Origin of the sequence: Streptomyces sp. NBC_00663 (assembly GCF_036226885.1) — a bacterium.
GTDB lineage: Bacteria > Actinomycetota > Actinomycetes > Streptomycetales > Streptomycetaceae > Streptomyces.
In genome coordinates, this window is sequence record NZ_CP109027.1 from 5,565,061 (window position 1) to 5,579,843 (window position 14,783).

12 protein-coding genes and 1 tRNA gene are annotated in these 14,783 nt (G+C 71.6%); 10 read left to right on the forward strand and 3 right to left on the reverse strand.

Annotation, left to right across the window (positions count from 1 at the left end; translation table 11 throughout):
• Positions 1-135: 135 nt before the first annotated feature.
• Positions 136-2,892: a penicillin acylase family protein gene (locus OG866_RS25375; RefSeq protein ID WP_329338089.1), complete on the forward strand. Its 2,757-nt coding sequence runs from the start codon at positions 136-138 to the stop codon at positions 2,890-2,892.
• A gap of 82 nt (positions 2,893-2,974) precedes the next feature.
• On the opposite strand, the gene OG866_RS25380 is transcribed toward OG866_RS25375, so the two are convergent.
• Entirely contained in the window at positions 2,975-3,574 is a 600-nt protein-coding gene (locus OG866_RS25380) for a 5-formyltetrahydrofolate cyclo-ligase (RefSeq protein ID WP_329338091.1), read from the reverse strand.
• A gap of 132 nt (positions 3,575-3,706) precedes the next feature.
• On the opposite strand from OG866_RS25380, the gene galU reads away from it, so the two are divergent.
• The 7 genes from galU (at position 3,707) to OG866_RS25415 (ending at position 9,333) form a co-directional block, all read left to right on the forward strand.
• Positions 3,707-4,609, forward strand: a complete 903-nt coding sequence (galU, locus tag OG866_RS25385) for a UTP--glucose-1-phosphate uridylyltransferase GalU (RefSeq protein ID WP_329338092.1) — start codon at positions 3,707-3,709, stop codon at positions 4,607-4,609.
• Positions 4,610-4,614: 5 nt separating this feature from the next.
• Positions 4,615-5,937, forward strand: a complete 1,323-nt coding sequence (gene glp / locus OG866_RS25390; protein WP_329338093.1) for a molybdotransferase-like divisome protein Glp — start codon at positions 4,615-4,617, stop codon at positions 5,935-5,937.
• An 85-nt stretch (positions 5,938-6,022) separates the two neighbouring features.
• Positions 6,023-6,502 (forward strand): cyclic pyranopterin monophosphate synthase MoaC, encoded by a 480-nt coding sequence (gene moaC, locus OG866_RS25395; RefSeq protein WP_329338094.1) that lies wholly within the window; start codon positions 6,023-6,025, stop codon positions 6,500-6,502.
• Positions 6,499-7,035 (forward strand): MogA/MoaB family molybdenum cofactor biosynthesis protein, encoded by a 537-nt coding sequence (locus OG866_RS25400; RefSeq protein WP_329338095.1) that lies wholly within the window; start codon positions 6,499-6,501, stop codon positions 7,033-7,035. The genes moaC and OG866_RS25400 overlap by 4 nt, the downstream gene beginning before the upstream one ends.
• On the forward strand, positions 7,032-7,700 hold the full coding sequence (locus OG866_RS25405) for a GNAT family N-acetyltransferase (RefSeq protein WP_329344290.1): 669 nt from the start codon (positions 7,032-7,034) through the stop codon (positions 7,698-7,700). The genes OG866_RS25400 and OG866_RS25405 overlap by 4 nt, the downstream gene beginning before the upstream one ends.
• A gap of 185 nt (positions 7,701-7,885) precedes the next feature.
• The gene (sepX, locus tag OG866_RS25410; protein WP_329338097.1) at positions 7,886-9,163 is read left to right on the forward strand and encodes a divisome protein SepX/GlpR; all 1,278 of its coding nucleotides are present in this window, start codon (positions 7,886-7,888) and stop codon (positions 9,161-9,163) included.
• Positions 9,164-9,259: 96 nt separating this feature from the next.
• Positions 9,260-9,333 (forward strand) — tRNA-Ala (locus OG866_RS25415).
• A 70-nt stretch (positions 9,334-9,403) separates the two neighbouring features.
• On the opposite strand, the gene OG866_RS25420 is transcribed toward OG866_RS25415, so the two are convergent.
• The gene (locus OG866_RS25420) at positions 9,404-11,887 is read right to left on the reverse strand and encodes an ABC transporter permease (protein ID WP_329338098.1); all 2,484 of its coding nucleotides are present in this window, start codon (positions 11,885-11,887) and stop codon (positions 9,404-9,406) included.
• On the reverse strand, positions 11,881-12,621 hold the full coding sequence (locus tag OG866_RS25425) for an ABC transporter ATP-binding protein (RefSeq protein WP_329338099.1): 741 nt from the start codon (positions 12,619-12,621) through the stop codon (positions 11,881-11,883). The genes OG866_RS25420 and OG866_RS25425 overlap by 7 nt, the downstream gene beginning before the upstream one ends.
• Positions 12,622-12,808: 187 nt before the next feature.
• Here OG866_RS25425 and OG866_RS25430 point away from each other — a divergent pair, with 187 nt between their 5' ends.
• Positions 12,809-14,134, forward strand: coding sequence for a sensor histidine kinase (locus tag OG866_RS25430; RefSeq protein WP_329338100.1), 1,326 nt, complete (start codon positions 12,809-12,811; stop codon positions 14,132-14,134).
• Positions 14,107-14,766, forward strand: coding sequence for a response regulator transcription factor (locus OG866_RS25435; RefSeq protein WP_329338101.1), 660 nt, complete (start codon positions 14,107-14,109; stop codon positions 14,764-14,766). The genes OG866_RS25430 and OG866_RS25435 overlap by 28 nt, the downstream gene beginning before the upstream one ends.
• The last annotated feature ends 17 nt before the right edge of the window (positions 14,767-14,783 follow it).

Consider the following 14,783-nt stretch of genomic DNA (forward strand, 5'->3'; position numbering starts at 1 on the left):
CAAGATCGAACGCTCGCCCGTTCGGGTTCCCGACTCCGCGTCAAGTGGCGTCAGGCCCTGCGCCTATGGTTGCTCCAGCGCTCATTCAAAAGGACAGCCCGCCCTGCCGCTCGCGTTAGGACAGCAAGGACAGCGATGCCCCCCAACACCACCGCCTCATCGGGTCAGCAGCCCGGCAAGTCCGGCAGGAAAAAGGGGCGCAAAGCCCGTCTGATCGTCCTCGTCCTGGTATTGGCCATCATCGGGGGCATCGCGTACGGGGCGTACTGGTCCATCAGTACCGTCCGTGCCTCCCTCCCGCAGACCAAGGGCTCGATCACGCTCGAGGGCCTGTCGGGACCGGTCGACGTGAAGCGCGACGGCAACGGCATCCCGCAGATCTACGCCTCCACCGACCAGGACCTGTTCATGGCGCAGGGCTACGTCCAGGCGCAGGACCGGTTCTACGAGATGGACGTGCGCCGCCACATGACCTCCGGGCGCCTGTCGGAGATGTTCGGCAAGGGCCAGATCAAGAACGACGAGTTCCTGCGCACCCTGGGCTGGGACCGGGTCGCGAAGAAGGAGTACGACACCAAGCTGTCGGCCTCCACCAAGAAGTACCTCCAGGCGTACGCCAAGGGAGTCAACGCCTACCTGGAGGGCAAGGACGGCAAGGAGATCTCCCTGGAGTACGCCGCCCTCGGCTTCACCAACGACTACAAGCCCGAGCAGTGGACCCCCGTCGACTCGGTCTCCTGGCTGAAGGCAATGGCCTGGGACCTGCGCGGCAACATGCAGGACGAGATCGACCGCGCCCTGATGACCAGCCGTCTGGGCCCCAAGCAGATCGCCGACCTGTACCCGGAGTACCCGTACAGCCGCAACAAGGCGATCGTCCAGGAGGGCCAGTACAACGAGCTCACCCAGACGTTCGAGCAGGACGGCTCCACGTCCGCCGCGGGCTCCACCAGCGGCGCGACGGGCACCACCGACACCTCCACGGCCTCCACGTCCCTCCAGAGCCAGCTGGCGGGCCTCCAGGACGTCCTGGACGACGTCCCCACGGCCGTCGGCGTGAACGGCAACGGCATCGGCTCCAACGCCTGGGTCGTCTCCGGCAAGTACACGATCACCGGCAGCCCGCTGCTGGCCAACGACCCGCACCTGTCGGCCTCGCTGCCGTCCGTCTGGTACCAGATGGGCCTGCACTGCCGCACCGTCTCCAGCAAGTGCCAGTACGACGTCACCGGTTACACCTTCGCGGGCATGCCCGGCGTCGTCATCGGCCACAACGCGAACATCGCCTGGGGCATGACGAACTCCGGCGTGGACGTCACCGACCTGTACCTGGAGAAGCTCAGCGGCAGCGGCTACCTGTACGACGGCAAGACGGTGCCGTTCACCACGCGCGAGGAGACCATCAAGGTCGCCGGCGGCAAGTCCAAGACGATCGTCGTCCGCGAGACCAACAACGGCCCCCTGCTGTCCGACCGTGACGACGAGCTGGTCAAGGTCGGCAAGAAGGCCACCGTCGACACCGCCGCACCCGACCGCGGCGACGGCTACGGCATCGCCCTGCGCTGGACGGCCCTCCAGGCGGGCACCAGCATGGACGCCGTCTTCGCCATGGACAAGGCGGCGAACTGGAACGAATTCCGCGCCGCGGCCACCCTGTTCGAGGTGCCGTCGCAGAACCTGGTCTACGCCGACAGCAAGAACATCGGCTACACGCTGCCCGGCAGGATCCCCACGCGCGCGAAGGGCGTCGACGGCTCGATCCCGCAGCCGGGATGGGACTCCGAGTACCGCTGGACCGGTTGGATCCAGCAGGACGAACTGCCCTACGAGTACAACCCGTCGCGCGGCTACATCGTCACCGCCAACCAGGCCGTGATCGACCAGGACAAGTACCCCTACACGCTCACCACGGACTGGGGCTACGGCACCCGCAGCCAGCGGATCACCGACCTGATCCAGTCGAAGATCGACGACGGCGGCAAGATCTCGACCGACGACATGCGTCAGATGCAGGTCGACAACAGCAGCGAGATCGCCAAGCTGCTCGTGCCCAAGCTGCTGAAGATCGACATCGAGGACAAGGACGTCCGCGAGGCGCAGAAGCTGCTGGAGGGCTGGGACTACACCCAGGACGCCGACTCCGCGGCGGCCGCCTACTTCAACTCGGTCTGGCGCAACATCCTCAAGCTCGCCTTCGGCAACAAGCTGCCCAAGGAACTCCGCGTCGAGGGCCAGTGCCTGTGGGTCGAGAAGGCCGACAGCACCGGGCCGGTGGACGAGGAGACCGAGGTGCGCGAGTGCGGTCAGCGCGACCCCGACCAGGCGCAGCCGGACGGTGGCGACCGCTGGTTCGAGGTCGTGCGCAACCTCATGGACGACGAGAAGAGCGACTGGTGGAAGACGCCGGCCGGCGTCGGTGACCGCCCCAAGGCCGAGAACCGCGACCAGCTGTTCAAGCGCGCCATGATCGACGCCCGCTGGGAGCTGACCGCCAAGCTCGGCAAGGATATCGACACCTGGAGCTGGGGCCGGCTGCACCGCCTGTTCCTCAAGAACCAGACCCTCGGCACCGACGGCCCCGGAATCATCCAGTACATCCTCAACCGCGGCCCCTGGAAGCTCAGCGGCGGCGAGGCCACGGTCAACGCGACCGGCTGGAACGCCGCCGGCGGCTACGGCGTCATCTGGGTGCCGTCGATGCGGATGGTGGTCAACCTCGGCGACCTCGACAAGTCGAAGTGGATCAATCTCACCGGCGCCTCCGGGCATGCCTACAGCGCCCACTACACCGACCAGACGAGCAAGTGGGTCAAGGGCGAACTCCTGGACTGGTCCTTCTCGAAGGACGCGGTCGACAAGAGCACGAGCGACACCCTGGTGCTCAAACCGTGAGCCGCTGAAGCCGGCTGAACCCGAGCAATCGAAGGGCCCCTCCACGCGCGTGGAGGGGCCCTTCGCGTACGCCGGGCGGCGTTCAGCGATCCGCCGTCTGCGGCTCGTCCCGGAAACGGCGCACGCCCGAGGGCGTCACCACCGCGTCCACCGGCCGGTCGTGCGCCTCCTCCGGGACGCGCTCGACGACCTCGGAGTCGTAGAGCAGAACCACCAGCGCGGGATGCGCACCCGCACGCTCCAGGCGCGCGAGCACGCGGTCGTACGACCCCCCGCCGCGCCCCAGACGCATACCGCGCGCGTCGACCGCGAGGCCGGGCAGCAGTACCACGTCGGCGGCGGTCACCGCGTCCGGCCCCAGGCGCTCGCCCGCGGGCTCGAAGAGGGCCATCTTCCCGCCGTGTTGGACGCGCGCGAGGGAGCCCTCCCCGGTGTACGCGCCCCAGTCCAGGTCGTTGTCGGGCAGGAGCGCGGGGAGCAGGACGTGCACGCCCCGCGCACGCAGCGCGTCCAGCAGCGCGAGCGTGCCGGGCTCGCCCCCCACCGAGACGTACGCCGCCACCGTGCGCGCCCGCACCAACTCGGGCAGCCCAAGCGCCCGCTCCGCCAGCGCGACCGCGGATTCCCGCACGTCATCGGCCGTCAACCTGCTTCTCACCGCGAGGAACTCTCGCCGCAACATTCGCTTGTCAGGCTCGTCAGGACGTCCGCTGTGACTCAAGGGTCGCTCCCGTATCCTTCTAATCCGCTCATACCAGAGCTAATTAACCGGAGCTTCAGATTCCTTGCAAAGGCACCGGATAAGGTTGCGGCCATGACTCAGTCGCACCCTCGGATCAGCAAGGCTGTCATCCCAGCAGCAGGCCTCGGCACCCGGTTCCTGCCGGCCACCAAAGCCACTCCCAAGGAGATGCTGCCGGTCGTGGACAAGCCGGCGATCCAGTACGTGGTCGAGGAGGCCGTCTCCGCGGGCCTCGATGACGTCCTCATGGTGACGGGCCGCAACAAGCGCCCCCTTGAGGACCACTTCGACCGCAACTACGAGCTGGAATCCGCCCTTCAGAAGAAGGGTGACGCCAACCGGCTCGCGAAGGTGCAGGAGTCCAGCGACCTCGCGACGATGCACTACGTCCGTCAGGGCGACCCCAGGGGCCTCGGCCACGCCGTGCTGTGCGCCGCGCCGCACGTCGGGCACGAACCCTTCGCGGTCCTCCTCGGTGACGACCTGATCGACCCGCGCGACCCGCTGCTCCAGCGGATGGTCGAGGTCCAGGAGCAGCACGGCGGCAGCGTCATCGCCCTCATGGAGGTCGCCCCCGAGCAGATCCACCTCTACGGCTGCGCGGCCGTGGACCCGACCGACGACGGTGACGTGGTCAAGGTCCACGACCTGGTCGAGAAGCCCGCCCCCGCCGACGCGCCGTCCAACTACGCGATCATCGGCCGTTACGTCCTCGACCCGCACATCTTCGAGATATTGCGCAAGACCGAGCCCGGCCGCGGCGGCGAGATCCAGCTCACCGACGCCCTCCAGCAGCTCGCCGCGGACGAGAAGGTCGGCGGCCCCGTGCACGGCGTCGTCTTCAAGGGCCGCCGCTATGACACCGGGGACCGTGGCGACTATCTGCGTGCCATTGTCAGACTCGCGTGCGAACGTGAAGACCTGGGCCCGGACTTCCGGACCTGGCTTCGCAGTTACGTAGCCGAGGAGATGTAGCAACGTTGAGCAGCGCCGCGCCCCGCACCACCGGCCAGGACCACCTCTGGTCGGTGGACGAACACCTGGAGGACATCCTCGCGACCGTCCGCCCCCTCGAACCCATCGAGCTGCAACTCCTCGACGCCCAGGGCTGCGTCCTGGTCGAGGACGTCACGGTGCCGGTCTCCCTGCCGCCGTTCGACAACAGCTCCATGGACGGGTACGCGGTACGGGTCGCCGATGTCGCGGGCGCGAGCGAGGAGTTCCCCGCCGTCCTGGACGTCGTCGGGGACGTCGCGGCGGGCCAGGCCGAGCTGCTCCACGTGGGACCCGGCCAGGCCGCCCGCATCATGACCGGCGCCCCGTTGCCGCCCGGCGCCGAGACCGTCGTACCGGTGGAGTGGACCGACGGAGGCCTGGGCGAGGGTCCCGTGACCGGCATGCGCGCCCGCGCGCTCGCCCCCGAGGGCGCCGAAGGGCACGTGCACGTGTACCGCCCGGCCGAGGCACGCGCCCACGTACGCGCCACCGGCAGCGACGTGAAGGCCGGAGACCGCGCCCTCGACGCCGGTACGGTCCTCGGCCCGCCGCAGATCGCCCTGCTCGCCGCGATCGGCCGCGGCACCGTACGCGTGCGCCCGCGCCCGCGCGTGGTCGTCATGTCCACCGGCAGCGAGCTGGTCCAGCCCGACGAGGACCTCGGCAGCGGCCAGATCTACGACTCCAACAGCTTCGCCCTCACCGCCGCCGCCCGCGACGCCGGCGCCATCGCCTACCGCGTGGGCGCCGTCGCCGACGACGCCGAGACCCTCCGCGACACCATCGAGGACCAGCTCGTGCGTGCCGACCTCATGGTCACCACGGGCGGGGTGAGCGTCGGGGCGTACGACGTCGTCAAGGAGGCCCTCTCGCACGTTGGCGACGAGGACGAGGCAGGCAGCGGTGTCGAGTTCCGCAAGCTCGCCATGCAGCCCGGCAAGCCCCAGGGCTTCGGCTCCATCGGCCCCGACCACATCCCGCTGCTCGCGCTCCCCGGCAACCCGGTGTCGTCGTACGTCTCCTTCGAACTGTTCGTGCGCCCCGCGATCCGCACCCTCATGGGCCTGGACGACGTCCACCGGCCGCACGCGCGCGCGAAGCTGACCGCCGGCAAGGCGCTGACCTCGCCGAAGGGGCGCAGGCAGTTCCTGCGCGGGGCGTACGCCGACGGCGCGGTGACGCCCGTCGGTGGCGCCGGCTCGCATCTGGTCGCGGCCCTCGCGCACGCGAACGCGCTGATCGTCGTCCCGGAGGACGTGGAGAGCGTCGAGCCCAACGCCGAGGTCGAGGTGGTCCTGCTCGGCTGAGTGCTCCTGGTTGGCGGTACCGTGTCGCGCACAGCAGGCCCCTGCGCCGCACCGCGAAGGGCCGAGACCGGGAGCGCCACACAGCATGAGTACGCAGGACCGACTGACGCACATCGACGAGGCGGGCGCCGCCCGCATGGTCGACGTATCCGAGAAGGACGTGACCGCGCGCACCGCCCGTGCCAGTGGCCGCGTCCTTGTCTCGCCCCGCGTGATCGAGCTGCTGCGCGGCGAGGGGGTCCCCAAGGGTGACGCCCTCGCCACCGCGCGGATCGCGGGGATCATGGGTGCCAAGCGCACCCCGGACCTGATCCCGTTGTGCCACCCCTTGGCGGTGTCCGGTGTGAAACTGGATCTGTCGGTCGCGGACGACGCCGTGGAGATCCTCGCCACCGTCAGGACGACGGACCGCACGGGCGTCGAGATGGAGGCCCTCACCGCGGTCTCCGTCGCCGCGCTCACCGTGATCGACATGGTCAAGGCGGTCGACAAGGGAGCGGTCATCACGGACGTGCGCGTGGAGGAGAAGACAGGCGGCAAGTCGGGCGACTGGAGCCGGGCGTGAGCGCCGGGGTGCCTGAAGCCGGGCCCGCGCCGTATCGCGCGCTGGTCGTGACCGCCTCCAACCGCGCCGCCGCCGGTGTCTACGAGGACAAGGGCGGTCCCCTCGTCGCCGCGGGGCTGAAGAGCTTCGGCTTCGCCGTCGAGGGGCCCCAGGTCGTGCCCGACGGCGATCCCGTGGAAGCGGCCCTGCGTGCCGCCGTGGAGGCCGGTTACGACGCCGTCGTCACCACCGGCGGCACCGGTATCTCGCCCACCGACCGCACCCCCGAGGCCACCCGCAAGGTGATCGACCACGAGGTGCCCGGCATCGCCGAGGCCATCCGGGCGTTCGGACGGGAGAAGGTGCCGACCGCGGCGCTCTCGCGCGCTCTGGCCGGGGTGGCGGGCCGGACGCTGATCGTCAATCTGCCGGGTTCCACCGGCGGGGTGAAGGACGGACTGGCCGTCCTGGAGCCCCTGCTGGCCCACGCCGTCGAGCAGATCCGCGGCGGCGATCACCCCAGACCCGGCGCCGGCAGTGGGGGTGCGAGCTGAACAGCCCATCCTGGCCCGTCGTACTCGCGGACGGCGATGTCGTCCTGCGGCCGATAAAGATGCGCGACCAGCGGGCCTGGCGCGAGGTCAACCGGCGCAACCGCGACTGGCTGCGCCCCTGGGAGGCGACCATTCCGCCGCCCACGCCCAGCGGGCCGATCGCGCACCGGCCGACCTACCGGCAGATGGTGCGGCATCTGCGGTCCGAGGCGAACGCGGGCCGGATGCTGCCGTTCGTCATCGAGTACCAGGGGCGCCTGGTCGGGCAGTTGACCGTCGCCGGGATCACCTGGGGCTCGATGTGCTCGGGGCACGTCGGCTACTGGGTGGACGAGTCGGTGGCCGGCCGTGGCGTGATGCCGACCGCGGTGGCGCTGGTCGTCGACCACTGTTTCCGGACCGTCGGCCTGCACCGCATCGAGGTCTGCATTCGTCCCGAGAACGGGCCCAGCCGACGGGTCGTGGAGAAACTCGGATTCCGCGAGGAGGGGATCAGGCCCCGTTATCTCCACATCGACGGAGCCTGGCGCGACCATCTCGTCTTCGCGCTCACGGCGGAAGAGGTGCCGGAGGGGTTGCTCGCCCGCTGGCAGCGGGCACGCTCACAGAAGGCCCCGCACACCACGCCCCGGAACCCGCAGAACACCCCAGGGAATCCCGCATAGCGCCGGGAAATTGAATAAGTGTTCGAGAATGATCGGTCGGTGACCGTCTGGGGCATTAAATTCGCACCCTCGGCGGCCTGCTGATCGCATCGGTCACAAAAAAAGCTCGAAATATCAGCCAGATCGTGCGACACACCGGCCCAATTGGCGGATGGCCTCACGCAAACCCCTCTACCGTGTGAGGCGTGAGCAGCAGCGGCCTCATCTACGCAGTCATTGTCGGGGCCTGGGCCGCCTACTTGGTGCCGATGTGGCTCCGTAGGCAGGACGAGCTGAACGAGGCCCGTCCGACGGAACGCTTCAGCACCGCCATCCGGTTGCTGTCCGGACGGGCGGGGATGGAGCGCCGATACGCCAAGGACCTGCGGGCGCGCTCCACCGACGAGGGGGAGCCCAGCGCCGTCGCCCCGGACGTCGTCACCGACTCGGTGGACGTCCGGGCCTTCGCCATGCCTCCGACGCGCCCACAGGCGCGCGCGGACGTCCAGGCGCGCACGGAAGCACCGGCGCCGGGGCGCAGGGAATCGGTGCGTGAACCGGCGCGCGAACGGGCAGCCGAGCCGGCGCCCGCTTCCGCACCCGCACCGGCGCACGCATCCGGATCCGCGCCCGCGCGCAGACCCGTACCCACCCCTCGGCGCTCGCCCGCGGCGGAAGCCGCCGCAGCGCGCGCCCGGCGCACGAAGGCGCTCGCGCGCCGACGGCGCACCACCGTGGCGCTCTTCCTCGCTTTCACGCTCGGCGCGATCGTCGCCGCCGTCGGAGGGCTCACGTTCCTCTGGGCGCCCGGCGTCCCCGCCGTGCTGCTCAGCGCCTACATCGCCTACCTGCGCTCCCAGGAGCGCCGGCGCTTCGCCTACCAGATGGACCGTCGCCGCGCGGAGGCGGCGGCGCAGCGTCTGAAGGAGCGTGCGCGGCAACCGCGCCGGCGGCCGTCCGCGGACACCGCCGCCGACGCGGACGAGCCGGACGAAGGACCAGAGCCCGAGCAGCAGGACCACGGACTCTCGGCGCTCGCCGCCGACCGGCGTGCGCTCGTCGAGCAGACCGATCACGCCGAGTGGGTCGACCAGCAGCGTGAGCGGCAGCGCAGGCCCGGGCACGGGGACAGCTGGGAGCCGGTGCCGGTGCCGTTGCCGACGTATGTGACGGCGCCGGTCGCCCCGCGGGCCACGTCCGATGTGGACCTGGGGGCGCCGGACGCGTGGAGCTCGGCGCGGTCGAGCTCCGTCGCCGGGGACCGGGACGCTCAAGGAGGCGCCGCCGAGGCCGGGGACGGGCAGGACGGTGCGGGGTCGGACGCCGAGCCGGGGGATTCCTCCCGCGCGGAGGACAGGACGGACGGGGGCGGCCGCAGTGACGCCCGCCGGGCCGCGTCCGCGCGGCGGGCCCGGGAGCGGGGGCGCACGCCGCTGTTCGACCAGTACGAGGACGGGGAGCGGCCGCGCGCGGCCAACGAGTAGACGAGGAAGCCCCCACCTGTGGGTTGCCGCTTCGGCGGGGCAGGGAACGGATTTCCAAGCACCCCGAGAGGGGTGCTAAGGTTTCACTCGTTGCAAGGGCCTGTGGCGCAGTCTGGTAGCGCACCTCGTTCGCATCGAGGGGGTCTGGGGTTCAAATCCCCACAGGTCCACGCAGCATAGAGCCCCTGTCGGGTAATCACCGACAGGGGCTCTTGCCATGCCTGGAGGTGATCGTCTCCCTCAGCGGCGGCTACCGACAGGATCCCGTAGCGCCAGACCTGCCGGCACCACCGCCGCGGCGACGGCGAGGAGAGCGCAGGCCATGGTCGTCGCGCCGAGTTCCGGCCAGGGGACGTGGATCGGGGACCGTACCGACTGGAGACCCAGGGCGGCCCACATGCCGGTGAGATTGAGGGCGGTCACCAGCAGACCCAGGAGCGCGCCCACGGCGACCACCGTCAGGGACTCCAGGGCCACGAGACGGAGCACCTGGGGGTTCGTCGCTCCGGCCAGCCGCAGGGACGCCAGTTCACGGGTGCGGTCGGACGTCGCCATCAGGAGCGTGCCGGCGACGGAGAGGGCCGTGTAGAGGAGAGCGATGCCGAGGACCAGGAAGTGGCCGAGGCGGGTGGTCGAGTCGGCGGACGTGAAGCCGGCCGTGGGGTAGGCGGCGGACAGCCACGCCGCGCGCGTGAGCAGCGTCGCCTCCGGGGCCGCCGAGCGCAGCGCCGTCCGTATCGCCGACACCTCGGCCCCCTCCCTCACCTTCACCTCCACCCGGTCGAACACGGCCCCGCGCGCGTTGGCCGGTGTGATGTACACCCCGTTGTCGCCCGTCCCGGTCGGCATCACCGCGGCGATACGAAGGGATCTGCGGGTGCCGTCGCCCAGCCAGACGGTGACGTGTTCGCCGACCTGGTGCCGGGCCCACTCCTCGTTGACGACGATCGAGTCGTCGGAGAGGTCGGCGATCCTGCCCGCCGACAGCGGCACGGCGGTCGTCGCGGCCAGCCGCTCCGGATCGGCCGCCCTGGCCTCGGACTTGATGAGGGCCACGCCCTCCTCCAGGACGTACACCGCGCTCGACGCGGTCGGCGAGACCTCGGCGCCCCGGACCGCGCGCAGACGCTCCAGCGTGCGCGCGTCCAGACCCGTCGCGGACGTCATCACGAAGTCCGCCCGCGTGCGCTCGCGCGCCTCCGTCGCCCGCGCGTCGCTCAGGGTGGCCGTCGCGCCCAGCAGCGAGCCCGTCAGCGCCACCATGACCAGGACGGGAGCGGCGAGGGCGGCTGTGCGGCGGAGGGCGGTCGTGGTGTTCGCGCGGACCAGCGTGCCGCGGGGCGTGAGGAGCCTGATCAGCGGGCGGACCAGGAGGGGGGACAGGAGGGCCGTCGCTGTGATCAGCAGCAGCGGGCGGCCGGTGTACGTCTTGCGGTGCAGCAGGTCGCCCGGGTCCGTCAGCAGCGCCAGGGCAAGCGTGATCGCCGCCGTCAGCAGCAAAGCGATCCCGCACAGGAGTCGGGTCAGCGTCAGGGGGTGTTCGTCGGCCGTGGCCTCGCGCAGGGCCTGGGTCGGGGCGGTGCGGCCGGCCCGCCAGGAGGCGGCCGTCGCCCCGCACAGCGCCACCAGCAGGCCCGTCCAGAACGCGACCTGATACGGCCAGACATGGTCGCCGATCGTGAACCAGGCCGGGGCGATGCCGCTCTCGACCACTCGTTCCGCCAGCCACGGGGCGGCGTACGACCCCGTTGCGCAGCCCGCCGCCGACGCGAGGACGCCCACGAGCAGCGCCTCCGCCAGTACCGTGCGGCGGACCTGGCCCGGCGTCGCGCCCACGGTCCGCAGCAGGCCGAACTCCCGGCGGCGCTGGGCCACCGCGAAGGCGAAGGTGGACGCCACGACGAACACCGACACGAAGCCCGTCACACCGCCGGCGGTGCCGAACAGGGCGTTCAGGGTCGTCAGGGCCTCGGCGTCGCGGTCCGGGTCCGTGTCCGCCAGCCGTCGTTCGGCGCCGACCAGGACCCGCGCGCCCGATCCCGAGGACGCCACCACCCGTCGTACCGCCTCCGGCTCGGCCTCCACCACGAGTTGTGTGCTCACCGGCGCCAACTCGGCGGCGCGCGCGTCCGTGTAGAACAGCGCGCGCTCGAAGACGGGAGCGCGCGCCACGCCTCTCGCGCCCAGCGCATCGACCGTGCGCGACGGGCCGGCCCCGCTCCCCGTGTCCGCAACCCGCGCCGTGCCGACCACGCGCACCGTCCCGTGCGCCGTCCGCAGGCGTTGTCCCACGGTCGTCCCGGCGCCCGTGGCCACCACTTCGTCCGCCGCGCGGGGCGGGCGGCCTGCCGTGAGGCGGTACGGGGCGAAGGCCGCGGTCGACCAGGGGTGGCCGATCAGATCGTCGCCCACGGCGACGGTGCGGTCCTGGGTGACCTTGCCGAGCGCGCGGAGCGCGGCCACCGTCCGGGCCGGTACCGGGCCTGGATGGGCGAGGGGCTGGGTGCGGTCGCCGATCCGGGTCGGCACGTGCAGGGTGTCCTGGGCCTTCACCACGACCGGCGCCGCCGCGAAACGTTCCGGGCCGCGTGCGGGGGCGTCGACGGAGGAGGCGAGGGCCAGGCCCATGACCGTGAGGAGGGCGACGCCGAGGGACAGGGCGACGAAACTGCCGGTGAAGGTGGTCCAGCGGGAGCGCAGGGCGCTCAGGGCGAGGGTCAGCACGGGACCGCCTCCAGGGAGGTCATACGGGCCGCCACGTCGGCCGCCGACGGGTCCGTGAGCTCCCCGTTCACTCGGCCGTCGACCAGGAAGACGACGCGGTCGGCGTACGAGGCGGCGACCGGGTCGTGGGTGACCATGACGATCGTGCGGTCCTCGGTGTCGACCAGTTCGCGGAGCAGGGACAGCACCTCGCGGCCCGTACGCGAGTCCAGGGCGCCGGTCGGTTCGTCGGCGAAGAGCACCTCGGGACGGGTGATCAGAGCGCGCGCCAGGGCGACGCGTTGCTGCTGTCCGCCGGACATCCGGTCCGGGCGGTGCCGGGCGCGGTCGCCGAGGCCGACTCGTTGCAGCGCCTCACGCGCGCGTGCTCTCGGCACACGCCGGCCGGCCAGGCGCAGGGGCAGGGCGACGTTCTGCTCGGCGGTCAGGGTGGGCAGGAGGTTGTACGACTGGAAGACGAAGCCCACGCGTTCGCGCCGCAGCAGGGTCAGGCGACGTTCGCTCAGCCCGGTCAGCTCCGTGTCGCCGATGCGCACCGAGCCCGACGTCGGCCGGTCCAGGCCCGCCGCGCAGTGCAGCAGCGTGGACTTGCCCGAGCCGGAGGGGCCCATGACGGCCGTGAACGTGCCCTGGGGGAAGGCGAGCGAGACACCGTCGAGCGCGGTCACACCGTCGTCGCCGGTGCCGTACCGCCTGCGGACGGTGGTCAGTCGGATCGCGGGGTCGGTCGTCATCTGGCCTCATCGCGTCGGGGAGGGCTTCGGCGCCCTCGGCAAGTCGAAGGAAGTGGGCTTCAGCCAACCGTCCGACGGGCCCTCGAAGCAGTGCGGCAGGGACGAGACCTGGGGTAGGGCCAGGCATACCCCAGGTCTCCGGCTGGACGGATTCCGCCGCCGCTCCCCGCCTCCTACCGTGATCTCCATGACGGTGTGGCAGGCGCTCGGCGGGCGCGGATATCTGAGGTCGGCGTGGCCGTGGCGGTCGGTCGCTTTCCTGGCGGGCGGGGCGCTGTTCGGGGCGCTCGTGCTGGTCGGGATCGTCGCCGGGGTCCTTGTGGGCGCGGCGACGGCCGTCGTGCTCGTCGGGCTGCCGCTGCTCGTGCTCACCGCGCTGTCCGGGATTCCGGTGGCCGCCGTGGAGCGGTGGCGGGTCGGGTTGGCCGGGGTGGGGCGGGTGCCCGCGGGAGCGCATCGGGTGCCCGACGCGCCGGGGCTCGCGCGCTGGCTCGCCGTGCGGCTCAAGGAGCCCGACACCTGGCGGGAGTTGGCGTACGCCGTGTTCCTCGCGCTCGTGCTGTGGCCGCTGGACGCGCTCGTCGTCACCTGCGCGGCCGGAGTGCCGCTCTTCCTGCTCGCGACGCCGCTGCTGGTCGCCGTCGACGGGGAGGCGAAGGTGGTGAAGCTCTGGACGGTCGACACCTGGCCGGCCGCGTTCGGGGTCGCGGTGGCAGGGGGCGTGTTGCTCCTGCTGGGGGCGTATGCGCTGGGGGTGGCCGCCGGGGCGCGCGCCGAGGTGGCGAAAGCGCTGCTGGGGGCGCACACGCAGAACAGTGCGCGGGTGACCGAACTCGTGCGCTCGCGCGTGCGGTTGGTGGACGCCTTCGAGGCGGAAAGGCGCCGTATCGAGCGTGATCTGCACGACGGCGCACAACAACGGCTCGTCGCCCTCACCATGAGCCTCGGCCTCGCCCGCCTGGACGCCCCGCCCGGCCCGCTCGCCGACCAACTCGCCCAAGCGCACGGCGAGGCGGAGAAAGCCCTTGCGGAACTCCGCGAACTCATCCACGGCATCCACCCCAAGGTCCTCGCCGACTACGGCCTCGAAGCCGCCGTCGCCGACGCGGCCGACCGCAGCGTGATCCCGGTCGACGTCCGCCTCGACCTTCCCCGGCGCCTGCCCCAACCCGTCGAGTCCGCCGCGTACTTCGTCGTCTGCGAAGCCCTGGCCAACGTCGCCAAGCACAGCGGGGCGAGCCGGGCGGTCGTGAGCGGGGGAGTCGTCACCGGGGTCGTCAGGGGAGCCGTCGGCAGCGGAGCCGTCGACGGGGGACCGGAGAGGGAGCGGCTGACGCTCGAGATCCGGGACGACGGACGCGGGGGCGCGGACAGCGGCGACGGCACCGGGCTCACCGGTCTCGCCGACCGGGTGTCAGTGCTCGATGGCAGACTTTTCCTGTCCAGCCCGCCGGGTGGACCGACCCTGCTGCGAGTGGAGATCCCTTGCCGGCCGACCGAGCCCTGCGCATAGTCCTCGCCGAGGACAGCGTCCTGCTGCGCGACGGCCTCGTCGGCCTGCTCACCCGGTTCGGGCACGAGGTGGTGGCGGCCGTCGGCGACGCGGACGCCCTCCTCACCGCCGTCGCCGAGCACGCGCCGGATGTGGTCGTGACCGACGTCCGCATGCCGCCCGGCTTCCAGGACGAGGGGCTGCACGCGGCGGTGAAGCTGCGCGAGGAGCGGCCAGGACTGCCGGTGCTGGTGCTCAGCCAGTATGTGCAGCGGGCGTACGCCGCCGAACTCCTCGACTCCGGGGACGGCAGCGGAGTCGGCTATCTGCTCAAGGACCGGGTGGGACAGATCGAGGAGTTCGTGGACGCCCTCCACAAGGTCGCGGCCGGAGGGACGGTCGTGGACCCCGAGGTCGTACGGCAACTGCTGCGCCGCCGGCGGGATCCGCTCGCCCGGCTCAGCCCGCGCGAGCGGGAGGTGCTGGCGCTGATAGCCGAGGGCAGGTCGAACGGCGCGATAGCCAAGGCGCTGGTGGTGTCCGAGGCGGCCGTAGGCAAGCACATCGGCTCGATCCTCACCAAGCTGGACCTGCCACCGGCGGACGACACCCACCGCAGGGTGCTGGCGGTGCTCGCCTACCTCAGGGCCTGAGGCCGCCGGCCCTCGGA